This is a genomic window from Amycolatopsis albispora (genome assembly GCF_003312875.1).
In the GTDB taxonomy this organism is placed as follows: Bacteria; Actinomycetota; Actinomycetes; order Mycobacteriales; family Pseudonocardiaceae; genus Amycolatopsis; species Amycolatopsis albispora.
Genome location: NZ_CP015163.1, coordinates 6,206,813 through 6,221,673 on the forward strand (window position 1 = coordinate 6,206,813; position 14,861 = coordinate 6,221,673).

A 14,861-nucleotide genomic window follows, 5' to 3' on the forward strand; every position below is an offset into this window, starting at 1 on the left:
TTCGTGTTCAGGGGTGGCCGGTCTCGCGAGGCACGCGGCGAGACCTGGCGAGGCGGGGGCGGCGGCCATGGCCGACAATCAGGGCGAGAACGGCCCCTCCCCGTTAGGAAGTACCTTGACCGACGTCACCGCGCTGCGGGCAGAGCACGAACGGCTGTGTGCCGAAGGACTGAAGCTCGACCTCACCCGTGGCAAGCCCGCGCCCGATCAGCTCGACCTGTCCACCGCGCTGCTCGACCTGCCGGGGGCCGCCGGGTTCCGCGCGGCCGACGGCACCGACACGCGCAACTACGGCGGCCTCCAGGGCCTGCCCGAGCTGCGTGCGGTGTGGAGCGAGGTGCTCGGCATCCCCGCGGCGCAGCTGATCACCGGTGGCAACTCCAGCCTCGCGCTGATGCACGACAGCGTGGTCGCGGCGCTGCTGAACGGGACCACCGACGGCCCGGCCTGGGCGGGCCAGCGGATCAAGTTCCTCTGCCCGGTGCCCGGGTACGACCGGCACTTCGCCATCTGCGAGCAGTTCGGCATCGAGATGATCCCGGTCGCGATGGACGACAACGGCCCCGACGTCGCCGAGGTCAAGCGGCTGGTCGCCGAGGACGCGCAGATCAAGGGCATGTGGTGCGTGCCGAAGTACAGCAACCCGACCGGGGTATCCTACTCCGCCGAGGTGGTCGCCGAGCTGGCGTCGATGCCGGCCGCCGCGCCCGACTTCCGGCTCTTCTGGGACAACGCCTACGCGGTGCACCACCTGACCGACACCGAGGTCGAGATCGCCGACGTGCTCCGGCTGGCCGCCGAAGCCGGTCACCCGGATCGCCCGTTCGTGTACGCCTCGACCTCGAAGATCACGCTCGCCGGGAGCGGGGTGTCGTTCTTCGGCGGGTCCGAGGCGAACGTGCAGTGGCTGCTCGCGCACCTGAGCAAGCGCACCATCGGCCCGGACAAGATCAACGAGCTGCGGCACGTGCGCTTCCTGCCGGACGCCAAGAGCGTGGCCGAGCACATGCGCCGCCACCGCGAGATCATCCAGCCGAAGTTCGACCTGGTGCTCTCCATCCTGGACACCGAGCTGGGCGCAGTGGACGGCGTCAGCTGGACCAAGCCGGAAGGCGGCTACTTCATCAGCCTCGACGTGCCGGACGGCACCGCCAAGCGCGTGGTCGAGCTGGCCGGGCAGGCCGGGGTCAAGCTCACCCCGGCCGGGGCGACCTTCCCGCTCGGTGACGACCCGCGTGACCGCAACATCCGCCTCGCCCCGACCTTCCCGAAGATCGAAGAGGTCGAGGCCGCGACCCGCGCGCTGGCGGTCTGCGTGCGGCTCGCGGTGAGCGAAAGCGCGGCTTAATCGGTGGCCCCGTTCCCCCAGGGCAAATAGCTTGGGGGAATGGGGAAACTGGGGGCCGATTTCGGGAAACTGTGGTCGGCCAACGCGGCGACCAACATCGGGGACGGGGTGGCGCTGGCCGCCGGTCCCCTGCTGATGGCCTCGCTCACCAGCGATCCCCGGCTGGTGGCCGGTGCCGCCTTCGCGCAGCAGCTGCCGTGGCTGCTGCTGTCGCTGGTCAGCGGCGTTTTTGTGGACCGGCTCGACCGGCGCAAGCTGATCGCCGCGGTGAACGGGTTCCGCGCGCTGGTGATCGGCGGGCTGGCCGTGGCGGTCCAGGCCGACGTGGCCACGATCTGGCTGATCTACCTGGCCTTCTTCCTGGTCGGCACGGCGGAAACACTGGCGGACAACGCCTCCAGCGCGCTGGTGCCGAGCGTGGTGCCGGAACCGCTGCTGCCCAAGGCGAACGCCCGCCTGGTCGCGGTGCACACGGTGGCCAACCAGTTCGCCGCGCCGCCGCTGGGTGCGGCGTTGTTCGCGCTGGCCGCGGCGGTGCCGTTCGGCGTGAACGCGGTGATGTTCGTGGTGGCCGGGCTGCTGGTGCTCAGCATCAAGGGCGGGCAGCGCACGGTGCCCGTCGACGGGAAGCGGCCGATCCGCACCGAACTCGCCGAAGGCGTGCGCTGGCTGGCGAACCACCGCGTGCTGCGCATGCTCGCGGTGACCATCTGCCTGATGAACGTGACGCTGATGGCCGCGTTCGCGATCCTGGTGCTCTACGCCCGCGAGCGGCTCGGCCTCGGGGAAGTCGGCTTCGGCCTGCTGCTCACCGCGTCGGCGGTCGGCGGGCTGATCGGCACGATGATCGTCAGCCGGTTGCAGGCGCGGTTCTCCAACACCGCGTTGCTGCGCGTCGGGCTGACCATCGAGACGCTGACCCACGTCGGACTCGCGCTCACGCAAACCCCGTGGGTGGCCATGGTGACGCTGGTGGTCTTCGGCATCCACGGCTCGATCTGGGGCGTGATCGCGATTTCCTGGCGCCAGCGGGTGGTGCCGGAGAACCTGCGTGGCCGCGTGCACAGCGCCTACATGGTGTTCTCCGTCGGCGGCGCGGCACTCGGCAGCCTGATCAGCGGGCCGATCGCCAAGTCGTTCGGCATCACCGCGCCGTTCTGGGGTTCGGCGGTGGTGATGGCCGTGGTGACGCTCGCCTGCTGGCGGGGCCTGAAACTGGTCACGCCGGCCAAGGACGCTGTTCCGGCCGGAGCCGCTCCACGGCCGTAGCCAGCCGCAGCACGCCGAGGTCGTCGAACCGGCGGCCCGAGATCTGCAGGCCGATCGGCAGGCCGTCGCCGGTGTAACCGCAGTTGACCGAGATCGCCGGCTGGCCGGACATGTTGTACGGCACGGTGAAGGCGATGTGCTCGAACGGCTTCTCCGGATCGTTGGTCGGCGAGGCGTAGTCGGCCGGTGGCGCGGAAACCGGGCAGGTCGGCGAGAGCACGAAGTCGTACGGCTCGGTCGCGCGCAGCGTCTTGGCGTTCATCACGTCGATGCAGGAGAACCCGCGGTACCCGGTCAGCCCGTCGACCCCGGCCGCCCCGCGTGCCCAGTCGGCGATGTAGGGCAGCACCTTCTCCTGGCGTTCCGGCGGCAACTCGCTGATGTCGGACCAGGCGCGGATGCGCCAGAACACATCGAGCCCGTCGAGCAGTTCCCTGGTCAGGAAGGGAGCGACCGGCTCGACCACGGCGCCCGCGGACTCCAGCCGCCGCGCTATCTCGGTGACCGCGGCGAGCGTCTCGGGGGCCACCGACAGCCCGGCACCCGGGTCGGTGTGCAGCCCGATGCGCAGGCCACGCACCTCGAAGTCCAGCTCCTGCCACGGGATTTCCGCCGGGGGCAGGCTCATGTGGTCGCGGGCGTCCGGTCGGGCCAGCACGTCCATCAGCAGCGCGGTGTCCGCGACCGTGCGGGTCATTGGCCCGGCGACCCGGCCGATGTACGGCGGATCCACCGGCACCCGGCCGAAACTGGGCTTGAACCCGGCGAGACCGCACCACCCGGCCGGCAGCCGGATCGAGCCGCCGATGTCGGTGCCGACGTGCAGCGGGCCGTACCCGGCGGCCGCCGCCGAACCCGCGCCCGCGCTCGAACCACCGGGCGTTTTCGAGGTGTCCCAAGGGTTCCGCGAAGCGGTGTGGAAGCTGGACAGGCCCGAGGTGAGCATGCCGTAGTCCGGCATGGTGGTCTTCGCCAGCAGCACCCCGCCCGACTCGCGCACGCGCGCGGCGGCGGGCGCGTCCTCGGGCGCGGGCCGCAGTTCGGTGGCGGCCGTGCCCAGCGGCACCGGCGTGCCCTCGGTGGCGATGTTCTCCTTGAGCGTCAGCGGAACACCGTCGATCGGGCCGAGCGGCTCCCCCGCCTGCCAGCGGGCCTCGGACTCCTTCGCCAGCGCTCGCGCGGACGACGGGTCGTAGGCGTAGAGCGCGTGCAGTTCCGGTTCCCGTGCCTCGATGCGGGTGAGCACCGCTTCGGTCACCTCGACCGGGGAAACCGTGCCCGCGCGGTAGGCCGCGACGAGTTCGGTGGCGGGGAGATCAGGCAGCTCGGTCATGCGGTGTCCTCCAAGAAAAACTCAGGCGGGCGGGGTGAAGCGGCCGTCCACGGCGGTCCAGCCGCCGTCGACCGCGAGCACCGAGCCGGTGACGAAGGTCGAGGCATCGGACGCCAGGTAGACCACGGCGCCGGCGAGTTCCTCCGGCTTCGCCCACCGGCCGAGCGCGCCCTTGTCGGCGTACGCCCGGTACCAGTCCGCGTCGGCCTTGATCTGCGCGGTCAGCGGGGTTTCCACCACCCCGGGCGCGATCGCGTTGACCCGCACCCCGGACGGCCCGAACTCGGCGGCGGCCGTGCGGAACATCTGCACCAGCCCGGCCTTGGTGGCCGCGTACACCCCCTGGCCCGGTTCGACCGTGGTGCCGCGGATCGACGAGAAGCCGATGATGCTGCCGCGCCCGCGCTCCACCATGCGGGCGCCGAACGCGCGCACCACCTCGAAGGTGGCGCCGAGGTTCAGCCCGATCACCCGCTCGAACTCCTCGCGCGAGTAGTCGAGCAGCCGCTTGCGCACGTTCATCGCCGCGGTGAGCACCACGATGTCGAGGTCACCGAGGTCGGCGGCGGCGCGGTGCACGGCGTCGCTGTCGAGCAGGTTGATCTCGTAGGACTCGCCGCCGATCATCTCGGCGGTGGCGATCGCGGTCCCGGCGTCGCGGTCGGCGCAGACCACCGAAGCGCCCTGCGCGGCCAGCGCCTTCGCCGACTCGCGCCCGATGCCGCTGCCCGCGCCGAGCACCACCGCGTGCCGACCGTCGAGCCGGAACAACTTCTCGTAGTTCACGGCCGAATCACCGCCATCCGCGTCACCGTCAGCTCCTCCACCGCGAACCGCGGGCCTTCCCGGCCGATGCCGGAGTCCTTGACCCCGCCGTACGGCATCGTGTCCGAGCGGAACCCCGGCACCTCGTTGACCACCACACCACCCACTTCCAGCTGGTCCAGCGCGCGGAACGCGGTGTTCAACGACCGGCTGAACACGCTGGCGTGCAGCCCGTACCGCGACGCGTTGACCAGTTCGAACGCTTCGTCCACATCGGACACGCGGCGCAGGCACACCACCGGCCCGAAGATCTCCTCCGCCCAGCAGTCGGCGTCGTCCGGCACGTCGGCGAGCACGGTCGGCCGCACGATGCCGCCCTCGGCACCGCCGCCGCCGAGCACCTTCGCGCCCGCTTCGACTGCCTGCTCCACCCACGCCAGCACGCGCTTCGTGGAGCGTTCGTCGATCAGCGCCGACACCCGCGTGGTCTCCTCGCGTGGATCACCGATGACCACTTCGCCCAGGCGCGCGAGCAGTTTCCCGGTGAACTCGTCGGCCACCGAATCGACCACCAGCAACCGCTGCACCGAGATGCACGCCTGGCCGGAGGCGTAGAAACCACCACGCAGCACGGCGTCCGCCGCGGCGTCGAGATCCGCGTCCTCGGCGACCACCAGCGCCGCGTTCGAGCCCAGCTCCAGCAGCGTCTTGCGGGGCGCCGCGTCCCGCGCGATCCGGTGCCCGACCGCCGCCGAGCCGGTGAACGACACCGCACCCACGCGCGGATCGGTGACCAGCGTCGAGCCGACCTCCACGTCACCGGTGACCAGCTGGACCATCGACACCGGCGCGCCCGCCTCCTCGGCGGCCTCGCGCACCAGGTGGACCAGCCACAAGGTGGCCAGCGGGGTGGCGGGCGCCGGCTTGGCGACCACCGGGCAGCCCGCCGCGATCGACGGCGCGATCTTGTGGGACGCCAGCAGCAGCGGGTAGTTGAACCCGGCGATGCCGACCACCACACCGATCGGCTTGCGGGTCCAGAAGCCGACCAGGCCGTCACCGGAGGGCAGCAGGTCGAGCGGCACGGTTTCGCCGTGCAGGCGCGCCACCTCCTCGGCCGCCGCCTCCCAGGTGACCAGCGTGCGCGCCACCTCGACCCGGCAGTCCACCAGCGGTTTCCCGGTTTCCGCGACGAGCAGTTCGACCAACTCGTCCTGCCGCGCGGCCAGCCGGTCACGCACGCCGGTCAGCACCGCGCGCCGGGTGCGCGAGGGCAGCGCCGCCACCGCGGGCGCCACCGCCACCGCTTCGTCCATCGCCCGGCGCGCCAGTTCCACCGTGCCCACCGGCGCCGCGGCGACCACGCTCCCGTCGTACGGGAACCGCACCGGCTCGGTGTCCGAAGTGGACACCCAGCCGGAGCCGATCGGCAGGCCGTCCGGATACCGCATCAGTTCTCCCCGATTTCGCTCAGTACCTTGCGCAACGTCGGCGCGGCCGCGATCAGGTCGCGGGTGTATTCGTGTGACGGCGAGTCGTAGACCTCGTCGACCGGGCCGAGTTCGACCACCTCGCCCGCCCTCATCACCGCCACCGTGTCGCAGAGGTGACGCACCACCGACAGGTCGTGCGAGACAAAAACCAGCGTCAGCGCGAAGCGGTCGACCAGATCGGCGAGCAGGTCGAGGATCTGGCCGCGCACGGACACGTCGAGCGCGCTCACCGCTTCGTCCGCCAGCAGCACGGCGGGGCGCGGCGCCAGTGCGCGCGCGATGGAGATCCGCTGCCGCTGCCCGCCGGAGAACTGGTGGGGGTACCGCTGCCCGGCGTCGGCGGGCAGACCGACGGCGTCGAGCAGTTCGGCCACCCGGTCAGCGCGCTCGGCCGACCGGCCCAGCGGCTCGGCGATGATGTCCCGCACGCGCATGCGCGGATTCAGCGAGCCCATCGGATCCTGGAAGACGATCTGCAGCGACGACCGCAGGAAGCCGAGCCGCCGCTCGGGCAGGCCGTCGATCCGCCGGCCCTGGAACAGGATCTCCCCGGAGGTCGGCTGGTCCAGCGCGGCCAGCAGTCTGACCAAAGTGGACTTACCGGAACCGGACTCGCCGACGATGCCGAACCGCTGCCCGGCCTGGACGGTGAACGACACCCCGCGCAACGCCTCCACCCGGTGGTAGACGCGCCGCAGGTCACGGACTTCGATCATCGCCGCGCCTCCAGATCCGACGCCGTCAGCAGCTTCCTGGTGTAGTCGTGCCGCGGGTTCAGGAACACTTCGCGCACCGGGCCCTCCTCGACGATCCGGCCGTCCAGCATCACCAGCACGCGCTGGCACACCCTGGCGACCACGGCCAGGTCGTGCGTGATGAACAGCAGCGCCTTGCCGTCCACACCGGCGAGAATGAGGTCGAGGATCTGCGCCTGCACGGTGACGTCGAGCGCGGTGGTCGGCTCGTCGCAGATGAGCAACGAGGGATTGTTCGCCAGCGCGATGGCGAGCACCACGCGCTGGCGCTGCCCGCCGGAAAGCTGGTGCGGGTAGGCGCGGGCGATGCGCTCCGGATCGGGCAGGCGCACCTGGTCGAGCAGATCGAGCGCGGCCCGCTTCGCCGACCGGCGGTCGGGTTGCGTGCGGTGCACCCGCATCACCTCGGCGACCTGGTTGCCGATCCGCATCGACGGGTTCAGCGCGGTCATCGGCTCCTGGAACACCATGGCCATCTCGCGCCCGCGCAACCCGGCCAGCTCGCGTTCCGGAGCACGCAGCAGGTCCCGGCCGCCGAGTTCGGCGGTGCCGGTGGCGGTCACGCCGTAGGGCAGCAGGCCGAGCACCGCCGAGGCGGTCAGCGACTTGCCGGAGCCGGACTCGCCGATCAGGCCGACCCGCTCGCCACTGTCCACAGTGAACGAAACGTCGTGGACCAGGCCGTGGCCACCGGTCTGGAGGCTGAGCCCCTCAACTCGCAACACGGCGGACCTCCAGCTTCGGGTCGAACCGGTCACGCAGGCCGTCGCCGAGCAGGTTGAAGCCGAGCACCGCGATCGCGATGGCGATGCCCGGCACCAGCGCCAGCCGCGGTTGCACGGCGAGCAGTTCCTGCGACTCCTGCAGCATCCGGCCCCACGACGGTGTCGGCGGGCGGGTGCCGAAACCGAGGAACGACAACGCCGCCTCGGCGAGCACGGCGATCGCGAACGACACCGAGGACTGCACGATCAGCAGGCCCGAGATGTTCGGGAACACGTGCCGGAGCGCGATGTGCCACCGCGAGCGTCCGGCCGCACGGGCGGCGAGCACGTACTCCGTGCTCATCACGCGCAGGGTGCCGGACCGCGCGATGCGCGCGAACGACGGCACGGTGGCGATGCCGATGGCGATCATCGCGGTGAGCGTGTCCGCCCCGAACACCGCGCCGAACAGGATCGCCAGCAGCAGCGCGGGGAACGCGAGCACCAGATCGTTGACGCGCATGATGAACTCGCCCAGCCAGCGCCGCGACATCCCGGCCAGGATGCCCAGCGGCGTGCCGATCACCGCGGCCACGCCGACCGCCACCACACCGACGTAGAGCGTGGTGCGCGCGCCGACCATGATCTGGCTGGCCACGTCGCGGCCGAACTTGTCGGTGCCGAACACGTGGTCGCCGGTCGGCCCGAGCAGGCGTTCCCCGGCGCTGACCACGGTCGGGTCGTACGGCGTCCAGAGGAACGACAGCAACGCGGCGACCACGACGAGCCCGACCAGGATGCCGCCGACCGGCAAAGCGCGACCGTTCACTTCGCACCTCGCAGTTTCGGGTCGAGCACCGTGTACAGCACGTCGACCAGGAAGTTCACCAGCAGCGCGCCGGCCACCAGCACCAGCACGATGCCCTGCACGGTCAGCAGGTCACGTGCGGCGACCGCGTCCAGCAGCATGCTGCCCAGGCCCGGCAGCACAAAAACCCGTTCCACCACCACGGCGCCGACCAGCAGCGTGGTCAGCTGCAGCCCCAGCACGGTGACCACCGGGACCGCCGCGTTGCGCAGCCCGTGCCGGACCAGCGCCTGCCCCGGCATGAGCCCCTTCGACCGCGCGGTCCGCAGGTAGTCCTCGCCGAGCACGTCCAGCACGGACGACCGGACGTACCTGGTGAGCACCGCGCCCTGGACCACGCCGAGCGACAGCGCGGGCAGGATCAGCCCGCGCAGGAACTCCACCGGGTCCTGCACCGGCGGTGTCCAGCCACCGGAGGGCAGCCACTGCAACCGCACCGCAAAAACCTGCACCAGCAGGATCCCGGCGAGGAAGGCGGGCACCGCGATGCCGAGCTGCGAGGCCGCCGAAACCACCGTGCCGCTGGCCTTGCGGTGGCGGACCGCGGCGAGCACGCCCATCGGGACGGCGATCAGCACCGCCACCAGCATGCCCGCGCCGACCAGCCACAGCGTCACGCCGAGCCGGTCGGCCAGCTGCGGCCCGATCACGTCCCGCGTGACGTAGGACTTGCCGAAGTCGCCGGTGAGCACGCTGCCCATCCAGTCGAGGTACTGCGTGACCAGCGGCCGGTCGATGCCGAACTCCTGGCGCGTCTGCGCGAGCAGCTCCGGCGTGGCGTTGACGCCGAGCGCGACCTGCGCCGGGTCACCGGGCAGCACCGCGGTGAACACAAAAACCACGATCGACGCGGCGAGCAGGCTGAGCGCGAAAATCGCCGCGCGGCGCAGGATGCGGGCGGTCATCCGGCCCTCCCCAGCGTGGTCAGGTCGAACGACTCGCTGACCTGGTTGCGCACGATGCCGGTCACCTTCTTCTTGGCGGCGACCACGTTCGGGTACAGGAACAGCCAGTTCGCGGCGGCGTCCTCGCTGAGCGTCCGCGCCACCTCGCGCATCGCGGTGACCTGCTCCTCCGGCGAGCCGCGGTCGGCACGCGCCAGCAGGTCCTGCGCCTTCTTGCTGTCGTAGCCCCAGTAGAACGACGGCCTGCCGAAGGTGGTGATGTCGCGGGCTTCCACGTGCTGGATGATCGACAGGTCGTAGTCGTGGTCGGTGAACACCTGCTTGAGCCACACCGCCGGGAAGTCCAGCGGCTCGATGGTCACCGTGACGCCGACCTCGGCCAGCTGCGACGCCACCACCTGCGCGCTCGACACCGCGTACGGCAGGTTCGGGATGCGCAGGCGCAGGTTCAGCTGGGTTTTCCCGGCTTCGGCGAGCAGCGCGCGGGCCTGCGCCGGGTCGTGCGGATAGGCGCCGGACAGGTCCTCGTACCAGGGATCGGTGGGCGGGACCATGCTGCCGATCAGCGTGCCGCGCCCGGCCCACGCGGTGGCCAGCAGCGCCTTGCGATCGATGGCCAGCGTCAGCGCGCGCCGCACGCGCACGTCGTTCAGCGGTTCCTTCTTGTTGTTGAACGCCAGCACCACTTCGCTGTTGGTGGTGCCCTGGACCACGTTGAACCGGCTGTCCGCCTCGAACTGCGGGATCGAGTCCGGCGCGGTGATCGTGCCGATCACGTCGATGCCGTTGCTGAGCAGCGCGTTGTTCAGCGCGGTCGGGTCCTTGTAGTACTTGAGGTAGACCGTGCGGTAGACCGGTTCCGGGCCGCGGAAGCGCGGGTTCGCCCGGAGCACCACGGAATCCCCGCGCCGCCGCGAAGCCACCTCGTACGGGCCGGTGCCGACCGGCTTGTTGGCCAGGTCGGCGATGCCGGTCGGGGTGAACATGGCGCCGACGCGGCTGGCCATGTCGAACAGCCAGGCGTTGCTCGGCTTGGTCAGCACCACCCTGGCGTGCAGCGGGTCCACCACCTCGACCCGGTCCACGACGTCCATTTTGGACTTGATGGAGATGGACCAGTCGGTTTTCACGCGGTTGATGGAGAACCGGACGTCCTCCGCGGTGAACTCGGCGCCGTTGCTGAACAGCACGCCCGGCTTGAGCTTGAAGTCGTAGACCAGCCGGTCCTCGCTGACCGTCCACGACTCGGCGAGCAGCGGCACCACGCGCCCCTGGTCGTCGAGCTTCACCAGGCCCTCGTAGACGTTGTAGAGCAGCGCCTGGGGAATGGCCGCGCCGTCGGTTCGGGTGAAGTCGAAGTTCTGCGGCTCGGCCGCGAATCCGACGGCGAGCGTGGACCCGTCGTCCGGCACGAAGGCGGACGAACCCGCGGAGCAGCCCGAAGCCACCAGCAGCAGCGCGAGGGCCGCGGCGAGAAGTCGGGCTTTCATCGTTCTCCCAACCTAGTAGACTGGTCGGACCAGTAGCCGATAGAGAAGCACCGCCCCCACCCCGAGGTCAAGAGGTGCCCAGCATGGATTTTGAGCCGATCGCCCCGGTCCGCGCCTACGAACGGGTTGTCGAGCAGGTGGAACAGGCCGTGCTGAGCGGGCGGTTGAAGGTCGGGGAACGGCTGCCCAGCGAGCGCGAGCTGATGGCGCAGTTCGAGGTGAGCCGGTCGACCGTGCGCGAGGCGCTGCGGGTGCTCCAGGCGGGCGGCATGATCCGCTCCAAGCCGGGAGATCCGCGCGGGCCGGAGATCCTGCCCGCGTCACCGGCGCACCTGCACAAGTCCATGCACCGGCTGGCCCGCGCCGAGGGCATGAGCCTGGCCGAGCTGCTGCAGTTCCGGATGCTGCTGGAAGGTTCGGCGTACCTGCTGGCCGCGCAATTGCGCACGGACGAGCAGCTCGCCGAGCTGGACGCGGCGATGGCCGAGATGACCGTCGCGGCGGAACGCGGGTACGAGGAGTTCAGCCGCGCCGACATCGCCTTCCACGACGCGATCGCCCGCGCCACGCAGAACAAGCTGATCGTGGTGTGCGGTGAGGTGGTCCGCGGCATCGTGCTCGAGCTGATCGAGGACAAGCTCTCGCACGCCGACGACCGGCAGGCGCTGATGTCGGCCTGGCTGGCGCACCACGGCGAAGTGCTCGAGGCGGTCCGCGTCCGTGACGGTGAGCGAGCGCAACGGCTGGCGCGGCGGGCGATCTTCGACCATTACGCCGAATACGTTCCGCTGGCCGAACGACCCCTGTTGTCCCCACTGCTGGGCGGGCGAGAATGACCGGGTGAGCATCGGCCTGTGCCTGTCCGGCGGCGGATACCGCGCCCTGCTGTTCCACACCGGCGCGTTGTGGCGGCTCAACGAACTGGGGGTGCTGTCCCGGCTCGACGTGCTCTCCAGCGTTTCCGGCGGTTCGATCACCGCGGGCGCGCTCGCCAAGGCGTGGCCGGACCTGGAGTTCGAGGACGGGGTGGCGTCGAACTTCGTGCCCGCGGTGGTGGACCCGCTGCGGCGGCTGGCGAACCGGAACATCGACGTGCGGGCCGTGCTGCGCGGGCTGCTGCGGCCGGGCCGGTCGGTCGGCGACGAGGTGATCGCCGTGCTGCGCGAGCACCTGTTCGGTGATGTCCGGATGAGCGAGCTGCCGGAGAAACCCCAGTTCGTGTTCAACGCGACGAACCTGCAGAACGGCGAACTGTGGTGGTTCTACCGCGACAAGGAACCGCCGACCGCGGCCGGTGAGCCGATCCTGCTGGCCACCGCGGTGGCCGCGTCGTCCGCGTTCCCGCCGTTCCTGTCGCCGATCACGGTGCCGACCAGCGCGCGCGAACGGGAAAGCGGGCTGCCGGAAACCGCCATGCTCAGCGACGCCGGCGTGTTCGACAACCTGGGGCTCGACCCGGTCCTGCCGCGCTGCGACACGGTGCTGGTCAGCGACGCGGGGCAGAAGTTCGACTTCCAGCCGCGGATCAAGCGGAACTGGGTGCTGCACCTGCTGCGGGTGCTCGACGTGATGGACAACCAGGTGCGCTCGCTGCGCAAGCGCGCGCTCGTCGAGTGCTACGTGGAAGGCGAGGCGAACGGCACCTACTGGTCCGCACGCAGCGACATCGACGACTACGAAATGCCGGACACCCTGCCCGCGCCGAAGGAGAAGTCGGAGGCGCTGGCCGCCATCCCGACCCGCCTGCACCGGCTGGCCCGCGGCACGCAGGAAGCCCTGATCAACTGGGGCTACGCGGTCGCGGACGCGGCCATGCGGAAGCACGTCCTGACCGAGGCCGAACCGCCGAAGTCCTACCCGTACCCGGACGGAATCGGCTAGCCCAGCACACTTTGCAGATCGCGCCAGAGGTCTTCGGGGTCTTCGAGGCCGACGGAGAAGCGGATCAGCCCGGGCGGCACATGCGCGTCACCGGCCAGCCAGGCTCGGCGTTCGACGCAGCTTTCGACGCCGCCGAGGCTGGTGGCGTGACGGATCAGGCGCAGGCCCGTGCACACCGCGTCGGCGGCGTCGGCGCCGTCGAGTTCGAAGGCGATCATCTGGCCCGAGCCCGGGTACCGCACGCGCGTGACCTTCGGGTGCGCGGCCAGGCGTTCGGCGAGGAGTTCCGCGCTGCGCGAAGCCTCGGCCAGCCGGACCGGGAGCGTCCGCAGCCCGCGCAGGGCGAGGTACGCCTCCAGGGCGCCCGGCGTCGCGCCGTTGCGGGTGCGTGCGTCGCGGAGCGACTTCGCCAGTTCCTCGTCCTTGGTCACGGTCAGGCCGAGCAGCAGGTCGCTGTGCCCGCCGATCAGCTTGGTCGCGCTGTGCACCACGATGTCCGCGCCGAGCGCGAGCGGCTGCTGGCCGAGCGGGGTGGCGAAGGTGTTGTCCACCACCACCTTCGCCAGATGCCCCTTCGCCGCCTCGGCGACCGCGCGGATGTCGATCACGTCGAGCGTCGGGTTGGTCGGCGACTCCAGCCACACCAGGTCGGCCCACTCGGCGGCGGCCGTCCACCCGGCCAGGTCCGACGGCTCCAGCTCGACCGCACGCAGGCGCCCGTTCTTCGCCGCGTGCCCGAGCAGGCCGCGCGTGCCCGCGTAGCTGAACCGCGGCACGGCCACCTCGGCCCCCACCGGCAGCAGGTCGATCACCGCCGCCGCGGTGGCGATGCCCGAGGCGAAGGCGGTGGCGTGCCCGCCTTCGAGCCCGCCGACCGCCTCCTCGAGCGCGGTCCAGCTCGGCGTGCCGTCCTCGCGCGAGTAGGCGCGAGCCCCACCGGCGTGGAAGGTGCTCACCGGCACGATCGGGGTGTTCAGCGGTTCGCCCGGCTCCTGCGGTCGTCCCGCCGCCACCGCCCGGGTCCGGGGTGACCAGTCATCGAAGTCCACCAGGCCAACCTAACCGCGGGCGAGCGGTCCTGCTCAGGTGCGGCCTCCGGCTAGTGACCGTGCACACCCGCCACCTGGTCCGGCGACGCCACCGGCCCGTTGTACACCGGAGCCTTCAGCTTCGCCGGGGCCTTGCCGGTCAGCACGGCCTGCACCTCGGTGGCCACGCCGGCCATGCCCGCCCGGCGCGGGTGGTAGTTCGCCGCGGCGAACAGGTTGATGTCCTTGCCCTGGATCCAGGCGGCCCCGCCCGGCGCGCACGCGTCGTGCCCCAGCGACGCGGGGTACATATCGACAAAGGTGGTGTCGCCGTCCTCGGCGGCGGCCTTCGCCAGCGCGTCGTTCAGCGCCTGCTCCACGCTGTCCAGCCAGCGCAGGTCACCGTCGGCGAACGGCAGGATGTCCGGGCAGGTCCCGGTCGGCGGGCCGATCCGCGGGTAGCCGACCAGCAGCACCTTCGCGTCCGGCGACCGCTCGTGCACCCCGTCGAGCACGGCCGTCACGCGGGTGCCGGTCTGCTCGATGCGCTGCTTGATGGTGTCCACGCCGTTGACGGTGAACTTGTCGCGGCACGGCGTACCCGTCGGATCCTGCTCACGCAGCGGCGGGCACTCGCTGATCAGCGTGCCGAACACGCCGAAGTCGTTGCCGCCGATACCGATGGTCACCAGGTCGGTGCCCGCCTTGAGCGCGGTGAACTGCGGCGGGTTGGAGCCGAGCGGCACCGACTGCGCCGCGGTCATGTGCGTGGTGTCCGCCCCGCCGCAGCTGACGTCGGTGAACCGGTCGACGTCCAGGTTGCGCGCCAGGTAGGACGGGTAGTTGTTCGTCGACCTGGCGCAGCCGAGCGGATCCAGCCGCATGAACGGGATCAGCGGCCCGGAGGTGTAGGAATCCCCCAGCGCGACGTAGTGCTCATAGCCGGGCGACGCCGAGGCGACCCCGGTGCCCGCGGTGATCCCGGTCAGCAACGCAGCGGCGACCAAGGCGCCTTTGTGCAT

The 14,861-nt window shown here is 71.0% G+C and carries 14 protein-coding genes; 4 read left to right on the forward strand and 10 right to left on the reverse strand.

Annotated features, from left to right (window positions below; genetic code table 11):
* The first annotated feature begins 67 nt into the window (after positions 1 to 67).
* Positions 68 to 1,348: an aspartate aminotransferase type Ic gene (locus A4R43_RS29330; protein WP_205215545.1), complete on the forward strand. Its 1,281-nt coding sequence runs from the start codon at positions 68 to 70 to the stop codon at positions 1,346 to 1,348.
* A gap of 39 nt (positions 1,349 to 1,387) precedes the next feature.
* A complete protein-coding gene (locus tag A4R43_RS29335; protein ID WP_113695246.1) occupies positions 1,388 to 2,617 on the forward strand; it encodes an MFS transporter in 1,230 nt (409 codons plus the stop codon).
* Here A4R43_RS29335 and A4R43_RS29340 read toward each other — a convergent pair.
* Genes A4R43_RS29340 through A4R43_RS29375 form a run of 8 tightly spaced genes read right to left on the reverse strand, consistent with a single transcriptional unit; the run spans position 2,568 to position 10,930 of the window.
* The gene (locus A4R43_RS29340) at positions 2,568 to 3,950 is read right to left on the reverse strand and encodes an amidase (RefSeq protein ID WP_113695247.1); all 1,383 of its coding nucleotides are present in this window, start codon (positions 3,948 to 3,950) and stop codon (positions 2,568 to 2,570) included. The two genes, A4R43_RS29335 and A4R43_RS29340, sit on opposite strands and share 50 nt — an antisense overlap.
* Before the next feature lie 21 nt (positions 3,951 to 3,971).
* The gene (locus A4R43_RS29345; protein ID WP_113695248.1) at positions 3,972 to 4,736 is read right to left on the reverse strand and encodes an SDR family NAD(P)-dependent oxidoreductase; all 765 of its coding nucleotides are present in this window, start codon (positions 4,734 to 4,736) and stop codon (positions 3,972 to 3,974) included.
* A complete protein-coding gene (locus A4R43_RS29350) occupies positions 4,733 to 6,169 on the reverse strand; it encodes an aldehyde dehydrogenase family protein (RefSeq protein WP_113695249.1) in 1,437 nt (478 codons plus the stop codon). The genes A4R43_RS29345 and A4R43_RS29350 overlap by 4 nt, the downstream gene beginning before the upstream one ends.
* The gene (locus A4R43_RS29355; protein WP_113695250.1) at positions 6,166 to 6,924 is read right to left on the reverse strand and encodes an ABC transporter ATP-binding protein; all 759 of its coding nucleotides are present in this window, start codon (positions 6,922 to 6,924) and stop codon (positions 6,166 to 6,168) included. Before A4R43_RS29355 ends, A4R43_RS29350 begins: the two co-directional genes overlap by 4 nt.
* Positions 6,921 to 7,688: an ATP-binding cassette domain-containing protein gene (locus A4R43_RS29360; protein ID WP_113695251.1), complete on the reverse strand. Its 768-nt coding sequence runs from the start codon at positions 7,686 to 7,688 to the stop codon at positions 6,921 to 6,923. The genes A4R43_RS29355 and A4R43_RS29360 overlap by 4 nt, the downstream gene beginning before the upstream one ends.
* Positions 7,675 to 8,496 (reverse strand): ABC transporter permease, encoded by an 822-nt coding sequence (locus A4R43_RS29365; RefSeq protein WP_113695252.1) that lies wholly within the window; start codon positions 8,494 to 8,496, stop codon positions 7,675 to 7,677. The genes A4R43_RS29360 and A4R43_RS29365 overlap by 14 nt, the downstream gene beginning before the upstream one ends.
* Positions 8,493 to 9,440 carry an ABC transporter permease gene (locus A4R43_RS29370; RefSeq protein ID WP_113695253.1) on the reverse strand — a complete coding sequence of 316 codons (948 nt, stop codon included), beginning with the start codon at positions 9,438 to 9,440 and terminating at the stop codon, positions 8,493 to 8,495. Before A4R43_RS29370 ends, A4R43_RS29365 begins: the two co-directional genes overlap by 4 nt.
* Positions 9,437 to 10,930: an ABC transporter substrate-binding protein gene (locus tag A4R43_RS29375; RefSeq protein WP_113695254.1), complete on the reverse strand. Its 1,494-nt coding sequence runs from the start codon at positions 10,928 to 10,930 to the stop codon at positions 9,437 to 9,439. The genes A4R43_RS29370 and A4R43_RS29375 overlap by 4 nt, the downstream gene beginning before the upstream one ends.
* Before the next feature lie 83 nt (positions 10,931 to 11,013).
* Here A4R43_RS29375 and A4R43_RS29380 point away from each other — a divergent pair, with 83 nt between their 5' ends.
* A complete protein-coding gene (locus A4R43_RS29380) occupies positions 11,014 to 11,766 on the forward strand; it encodes a FadR/GntR family transcriptional regulator (RefSeq protein WP_113695255.1) in 753 nt (250 codons plus the stop codon).
* 4 nt (positions 11,767 to 11,770) lie between these two features.
* Positions 11,771 to 12,811 (forward strand): patatin-like phospholipase family protein, encoded by a 1,041-nt coding sequence (locus A4R43_RS29385; RefSeq protein WP_236808356.1) that lies wholly within the window; start codon positions 11,771 to 11,773, stop codon positions 12,809 to 12,811.
* On the opposite strand, the gene A4R43_RS29390 is transcribed toward A4R43_RS29385, so the two are convergent.
* Both A4R43_RS29390 and A4R43_RS29395 read right to left on the reverse strand, forming a co-directional pair.
* Positions 12,808 to 13,860 carry a trans-sulfuration enzyme family protein gene (locus A4R43_RS29390; protein WP_113695256.1) on the reverse strand — a complete coding sequence of 351 codons (1,053 nt, stop codon included), beginning with the start codon at positions 13,858 to 13,860 and terminating at the stop codon, positions 12,808 to 12,810. The two genes, A4R43_RS29385 and A4R43_RS29390, sit on opposite strands and share 4 nt — an antisense overlap.
* A 50-nt stretch (positions 13,861 to 13,910) precedes the next feature.
* A complete protein-coding gene (locus A4R43_RS29395) occupies positions 13,911 to 14,861 on the reverse strand; it encodes an SGNH/GDSL hydrolase family protein (protein ID WP_113695257.1) in 951 nt (316 codons plus the stop codon).